The following is a 7,105-nucleotide window of genomic DNA, read 5'->3' on the forward strand; positions in this document are numbered from 1 at the left end:
TGGCGCTCGGCGATCCGGTAGGGCGGGACCTCCTTCAGGATCTGCTGGCGGCCATCGGGCAGGATCACGGCGCGCAGCATGTCGTGGCGCCGGACCAGCTGGTTCCAGGCCTGCTCCAGGCGCGCCAGATCAACGTCGCGCAGCTCGACCTCGGTGTAGAGGTAGCAGCCGACATTGCCGAGCTCGAGCGAATCGCCGCGGCCGATCCAGTAAGCCTGCTGGATCTCGGTGAGCGGGAATGGGTCGTAGCGATGGGCAGGGTCGGGCTCGATTCGCCGGACCGGTGCCGCCGGCTCCTGGCTGCCGGCGCGGTCCGCAATGGCGGCGATGGTGGCGCCTTCCAGCAGCTCACGCACGCCGACCTCGACGCCGAGCTCGCGCTGCACCCGGTTGCGGATCTCCACCGCCATCAGCGAGTCCAGGCCAAAATCGGGCAGCGGCGTGTCGGGATCGGCCGGTGCCGGCAGGCCTACTACCTCCGCGACGATCCGGCAGAGCCGCTCCGCCGGGCTGGCGGCCTGGCCGGACGGTACCGCCGCAGCAGCCTGCCGGGGTACGGCCAAGATGCCCTGCAGCAGGGCCGGCTTTTCGCGATCGGGGAACTGGCCGAGGAAGCGGGGCCAGTCGGCCTTGGGCAGCACCACAAGCTGTGCGGGCGCGCCATTGCCCAGTGCGGCGGCGAAGGCGGCCTCGCCCTCGGCCGGGCTCAGGCTGCCCAGGCCCAGCTTCTCGGCACGGTCGACCACGCCCAGGCGAGCGGCAGCGCCGATCTCGCGCCACACGCCCCAGTCCACCGCCACCGTCGGCAGGCCGGCGCGGCTGCGTTCCTGGGCCAGCGCGTCGAGGAAGCTGCTGGCCGCGGCATGGTTGGCCTGCTCGGCGGAGCCCAGCACGCCGGCCACCGAGGCGAACAGGACGAGTCGCACGTCGGGCTGTGTCCGGGTGAGCCGGTCCAGCACCAGCGCGCCCTCGATCTTGGCCCGCATCACCGCGGCAAAGCGCTCGCGGCTCTGCTGCTGGACTGGCGCGTCATCGAGCAGGCCAGCGGCATGGACAATGCCGCGCAGGTCCGGCAGGCCGGCCAGGATCGCCGCCATGACGTCGGCATCGGCGACGTCGGCAGCATGGCAGTCAACCGGCACCGGCAGGTCCGGCAGTGCTTCCGGGCGGCTGCGCGAGACCAGGACGATCCGGCTGGCGCCGTGCCTGGCGAGCCACGCAGCGGCGACCCGGCCGACCTCGCCGGATCCGCCGGTGACGAGCCAACTGCCCTCGACCTTCCCCAGTGGTTCAGGTGCCGGGGCCGGCCGCAGCCGCGGTGCCAGGCGCTGGTTCTCCCGCCACAGGAGGTGGCTTTCGCCATCCGGGCCGGCCAGCTCGTCGAGCAGTGCCCGCTCGCTCGGCGGCGCCTCGATCAGGCGGGCCTGCAGCTTCGGCTGCTCCAGGCGCAGGGTGCGCAGGAACCCGGCGAGCCCGGCATGGCCGAGCGAGCCGTCGGCCAGGATCGTCAGCGCCGGCGGCTCGGGCTCCGCGTTCAGGCGACGGATGCTGGCCAGCAGACCTTCGAACAGGTCGAGCTGGCCGGCGAAGGTCGCCGGCGCCGGTGGTGCCACGAACAGCGCCGAGGGTGCCCCGATCGTGTCGGGGAGCGCCAGGCTGCCGGGGTCGCCCAGGAGCCGGACCGGCGGAACCGCCACGGGCACAGCGGACTTGCGGGCCAGGATAATCTCGCCGGCCGGCAGGGCATCGGCGACGAGCCCTGCCGCGGTCAGCACCTCCAGCCATTGCGCGCGCGACAGCAGCGGGTGGTCGCTGCGCAGGCTGCGGTCGGCAAAGCGCCACCAGCCCTCGGTCAGGCCGAACACGATGTCGACCCAGGAGCGCGGCTTGGTGGTCTCGACCAGGACGAGCAGGCCACCCGGTGCGAGCAGGCTCGCGGCATGGGCCACGCTCTCGGCAATGTCGCGTGTGGCATGCAGGACGTTGGCGGCGAGGATCAGGTCCTGACTGCCGGGGGCGAAGCCCTGGACCTGCGGATCCTGCTCGATGTCCAGCCGCCGGACGTCCAGCTCGCGGCGGGCGAACCTGACCTGGGCGGCGTCGAGGAAGAGCTGGGACAGGTCGGTGAAGCAGTAGCGGACGCTGCCTTCGGGTAGGCCCTCCAGCACAGCACCCGTGGCCCCGCCAGTGCCCGCACCGATCTCTAGGACCCGCAGGACCCGGCCCGCGGGCAGGCTGCGGTGCAGCCGTTTGGCTGTCTCGCTCAGCAGCGCGTTGATCGTCCGGGCATAGGCGGAACTGGCGTAGAGGTCGGCGGCCCCACCGCCTTCGTCCGGGAACAGCAGGGTGAGCGGGTCGACCCGGTCCGCCAGGACGTCGGCTAGGCGAGGCCCGGCGCGCCGCACCAGCGCCAGCTCGGCGGCAGCGCCCGGATGGGCGTCGATCAGCCTATCCAGCTCGGCGGCAGGATCGGTGGCGAGCGGGGCCGACAGGATCCGCCAAGCCGGCCCCACCGCCTCCAGCATTCCGGCACCGGCCAGGATCGCCAGCAGGCGGCGCAGCAGGCGGCGGTGGCGGTCGGCCACGCCAAGCTCGGCGGCAAGGGCCGCGGGTGTCAGCAGGCGGCCTGGCTGCCAGGTGAGGCCCATCTCGACGAGTGCCCGATGGATGAACGCAGCGGTGATCCGGTCCAGGGCCGGTGCGGTCTCGGCATAGACCCCGATGCCGAAGCGCTGCCCGGCCTCGGCGGACAGGGGCGCCAGCCCCGCGCAGAGATCTTGTGCGGAAGGCAGGAAATCGGGCGGCAGCAGGCCGTCGATGCGCGGGCAGGGTTCGGGTTCGATCGTGTAAAACGCATCGACAGCGATGCCATGCCCGGCGTCGGCCAGCATGGCGGCACTGATCGGGCGGAACTCAAGCCCGGCCAGGAAGGCGACCAGGCCTTCGGCATCGGTGAGCATGAGCTCGGCCAGGATGCTGGCGCCCTCCTGCCGGGCGGTGGCGTGCACAGTGAGGCCGGCGCCTGGACGGCGCAGCAGGCGGGCGCGGGCCAGCCGGGCCGGGATGATCGTGGCACCGCTGTCATCCGCCGGCAGGGCGGCCGCGACTGCCTGCAGGGCGGCGTCGAGCAGGGCGGGATGGAGGGTGAAGCCATCCGCGGCGCCGGCCTCCTCCGGCAGGGCGAGGCCGGCCGCGACCTCGCCGAGGCCGATCCGGCGCAGGTCGCGCAGGCCGCGAAAGGCCGGGCCATAGGCGATGCCACGCCGCTCCAGCTCCGCGAAGAACGCGGCCAGCGGCACCGGCGTGCCGCCTCCGGCCGAGGGGTGACCTGCAGGTGGTGCCACCGGATCGGCCAGCTTGGCCCGAGCATGGAGGACGGGCTTGGCCGCCTCGTCCGCGGCATTCCAGGACACGATCCGGGCACTGCCGTCCGCGGCCAGGATCAGCTGGAGGTGCAGGCTCGGCTGATCGGGCAGGCGTATCGGGAGCAGGAGGTCGAGATCCCGGATCTCCTTGTCCGGGTCGGCGGCATGCAGGAGTTCCACGAGGGAAGCTGCCGGCAGCACGACCTGGTCCAGCACGCGGTGCTCGGCCAGCCAGGGCATCGCTGGGTCGATGGCATAGAGTGAAGTCTCGAAGCGCCGCTCCTCGCTGAAGGGCAGATGGAGGCGGCGGCCGAGCAGCGGGTGGCTGCCCTTGGGCAATGCTGTGACCGCGACGGCGGCCGGTGCCGGGCTCGTGTCGATCCAGTAGCGCTGCCGCTCGAACGGATAGTGCGGCAAGGGCAGGCGCCGGCCCGGCTGCGGGTCGAGGTCGGGATGGCGGCCATGCTGCGGCTCGGCGTTGGCCAAGTCCTCGGGACGCTCGACGCAGATCCACCAGGGCAGCCGGGCGCGGCCGGTGGCGGCACTGTGGCAGACATCCGGGAAGCTGGACGGATTGGCGTCGAGCAGGCGGCGATAGGCTGTGACTAGTTCCGCCAGCGCATCGGGGGTACGGGCGGAGATCAGGAGGCGCGGAACGTGGCCGGCTGGGATCTCGGGCTCGTTTCGCAGATCCGGCGCAGGCGGCGGCGTGACGACGATATGGGCGTTGGTGCCGCTGAAGCCGAAGCTGCTCACCCCCACCGCACGGGGCGGGATGGCCTGCGCCGCGACGGGGATGCGGATGTCGACGCCGTTCAGGTCGATATGCGGGTTCAGCCGGTCGAAATGGAGCGAGGGTGCGATCTGGCCGCGCTCGGCCATCAGCACGGCCTTGATCAGCCCGCCCACCCCGGCCGCGGCCTCGGCATGGCCCATGTTGCTCTTGATCGAGCCCACAAAGAGCGGCCGGTTGCGCTCGCGGAACACCGCGGCCAAAGCGTGCATCTCGATGGGATCGCCCAGGCCGGTGCCGGTACCGTGCGCCTCGATCGCATCGACCTCCGCAGGCGTCAGGCCGGCATTGGCGACGGCGGCGCGGATCACCGCCTCTTGGGCAGGGCCGGACGGTGCCGTCAGGCCGGCGGAACGGCCGTCCTGGTTGATGGCGCTGCCGGCGATCACCGCGCGCACCCGGTCGGCGCCGGCATCCGCGAGCCGGCGCAGGATCACCACGCCGCAGCCCTCGGCCCGGGCATAGCCGTCCGCGCTGGCGTCGAAGGTCTTGCAGCGCCCGTCCGGTGACAGCATCCGTGCCTGGCAGAAATTGACGGTGATGTCCGGGGCCAGCATCAGGTTGACGCCGGCCACCACCGCCAGCTCGCACTCGCCGTTGCGCAGCGCCTGGACCGCCAGGTGAGTCGCGACCAGGGACGAAGAGCAGGCGGTGTCGACCGCGACGCATGGGCCCTGGAAGTCGAACGTGTAGCTGATCCGGCCAGAGGCCACCGAGGCGGCGTTGCCGGCCCCTGCCCCCGCATTGCTGGACGAGCCGAACGCGGTCTTGCTCAGCAGGTTGGAATAGTCGTTGGTGCTGATGCCGAGGAACACGCCGACCTTGCGGCCCTGCAGGCTGGGCGGTGGCAGGCCGGCATCCTCCAGCGCATGCCAGACGGTCTGCAGGAGCAGGCGCTGCTGCGGGTCGATGCCGATCGCGTCGCGCGGGGCGATCCGGAAGAACTGGGCGTCGAACTCGTCGACCCGGTCGACGAAGCCGCCGCGGCGCGTGTACATCTTGCCGGGCACGCCCGGCCGCGGATCGTAATGGGCATCAACGTCCCAGCGGTCGGCGGGGATCTCGCAGGTCGCGTCCACGCCGCGCACGAGATTCTGCCAGAGCCGCTCGCCGTCGTCGGCGCCGCCCGGGTAACGGCAGGCGAGGCCGATCACCGCGATCGGCGCGCGTGCCGCCTCCTCCAGCATGTCCACGCGGCTGCGCATCCGGCGCAGCGCCAGGGCTGCCTGCTGGAGGGGCGTGAGGGTCTTGTCAGCCATGATCTGCCATCGCCCGTGCGAACTCCCGCTCGATCATGGCGGTCATCTCCGCCTCGCTCATCGCCTGGACCATTGCCAGGTCCTCGTCGACCTTCACTTCCGGCGGCAGTTCGGCGGCAGGGTCCTCGGCCAGACCCAGCAGGTCGGCCAGATGTTCGGTCAGCGCCAGGATGGTGGGGTAGCTGAACAACAGCGTGGCCGGCAGCTCCAGGCCCAGCCCCTGCCCCAGCGCCTTGCGCAGCTCCAGGGCCATGAGCGAGTCGAGGCCGAGCTCGTTGAGCGGCTGATCGTCCAAGATGGTCTCGCCTGCAGCGCTGCCCATGACCGTGGCCGCACTCGCGGCAACGAACCGGGCGAGGCCGGCGCGATCGGCCGGGCGGGCTGCGGTGCTGTTGGTTGCAGCCGGCGGAGCGGCGGCCGGGCTGCGCCGGGCGCGCGGCCGGACCGCGTCGAAGAAGGCGGGGACGCGGCCCTGCCCGTAGCGGCGCAGGAAGACCGGCCAGTCCACCATCGCGCCGACGATCTGGGTTTCGCCAGCGGCGATGGCGCGGCCCATCAGGTCGAAGGCGGCCTGCGGATCCATCAGGCCGACGCCCTCGCCGGCAAAGCGCCCGGCCACTCCCTCCCGGGCGATCGCCCCTGCCCCGGCCCAGGCACCCCAGTCGATCGCCAGGGCCGGCAGGCCCCGGGCGCGACGCGACCAGGCGAGCGCGTCCAGAAAGGCGTTGGCACCCGCGTGGTTCGCCTGGCCGGGATTGCCGAACACGCCGGCCGTGCTGCCGAATAGCACGAAGGCGTCGAGCGGCAGATGGGCGGTCAGCTCGTCCAGCAGGCAGGCACCTTCGATCTTGGCCCGGTAGACCCGCTCCAGCCGGTCGCGGGCCAGCCGCAGGAAGGCGCCGTCATCCAGGCTGCCGGCCAGGTGGAATACGCCGCGCAGTTCAGGGCCGGCCGTGCGGATGGCGGCGGTTACGGCGGCGCGGTCGGCAACGTCGGCCTGCAGCAGCTCGACACCGGGCGGCAGCGGTTCCGTGGCCGGATGGCGGGCCAGGAGGAGGACACGCTCGGCACCATGGGCGCGCAGCCAGTCAGCCAGGCCGCGGCCGAGCCCGCCCAGGCCGCCGGTGACGAGGTGCGTGCCCGTGGTGCGGAAGCTGCCATCGGCCGGCAGGGCCAGCGGAATCACCCGGCGCACGAAGCGCCGGCCGCCGCGCCAGGCGACCTCCACCTCGTCGCCCGCGGCCAGCTCGGCCTCGGGCAGTTCCGCGTCGCTGTCCAGGATCCGGCAGTCCAGCTCGGGATGCTCCAGCGTCAGCACCCGGGTGAGCCCGGCCGCACTGGCCATGGCCGGGTCGGGCGGGCCATCCAGCGGTGCGAGGCCGCGGGGCAGGACGATCCTGAGTGCTGGCGGCCGCGGCGATTCCAGCGCCCGCCTGGCAGCGGCGAGAAGCTCGTCCGACAGGTCCAGGGCGGACGCGCCGGGCAGCGGGCGCAGGACCTGGACCGGCTGGCCGCCGGTCGCGTTGCGGGCGATTGCGACGATCTGGTCGCCGCTACCGGGCGAGGCCACCACCTCGGCACTGCCGAAGCGCTCCGCCAGGAGCCGGCGCCAGCCAGCCGCATCGAGCAGCGGATGGTCCGGGCGCAAGGCCGTATCTTCGAAGCGCCACCAGCCATCGGTCAGGCCG

General features: G+C 72.8%; 2 protein-coding genes. Both read right to left on the reverse strand.

The window, feature by feature from the left end:
- A partial coding sequence (locus EQG76_RS30675; RefSeq protein ID WP_159719014.1) for a type I polyketide synthase occupies positions 1-5,417 on the reverse strand: 5,417 nt, incomplete at its 3' end.
- A partial coding sequence (locus EQG76_RS30680; protein WP_235031647.1) for a beta-ketoacyl reductase occupies positions 5,410-7,105 on the reverse strand: 1,696 nt, incomplete at its 5' end. The genes EQG76_RS30675 and EQG76_RS30680, both read right to left, overlap by 8 nt.

This window comes from Geminicoccus flavidas (assembly GCF_009806515.1).
GTDB classification, from domain to species: Bacteria; Pseudomonadota; Alphaproteobacteria; order Geminicoccales; family Geminicoccaceae; genus Geminicoccus; species Geminicoccus flavidus.